At 67.8% G+C, this 245-nt stretch carries 1 protein-coding gene; it reads right to left on the bottom strand.

Annotated features, from left to right (window positions below; genetic code table 11):
* Positions 1–245: hypothetical protein (locus G6556_RS19045; RefSeq protein ID WP_205693782.1), on the bottom strand; the 245-nt coding region annotated here is incomplete at both ends.

Here is a 245-nt window from a genome sequence, read left to right as displayed (position 1 = left end):
GGGTCCGCCGCGCAGGGTGTCGTTGCCGGGTCCGCCGTGGATGGTGGTGGGTCCGGTGCCGGCGGTGATGGTGTCGTTGCCGTCGAGTCCGTGCATGGTGGTGGGGCTGTAGGGCACGGAGGTGAGGGTGTCGTCGTCGTCGGTGCCGGTGATGGTGAACCGGACGTCGTTCTCGATGGTCTCGCGGTCCCAGGTGGTGCCGTCGTCGAACTGGAACGTGCCCTTGTAGGCCAGGGGGTAGTTCT

It is taken from the genome of Cellulomonas sp. IC4_254 (assembly GCF_011603975.1).
In the GTDB taxonomy this organism is placed as follows: Bacteria; Actinomycetota; Actinomycetes; order Actinomycetales; family Cellulomonadaceae; genus Cellulomonas.
This window is presented reverse-complemented; position numbering and strand designations above follow the sequence as displayed.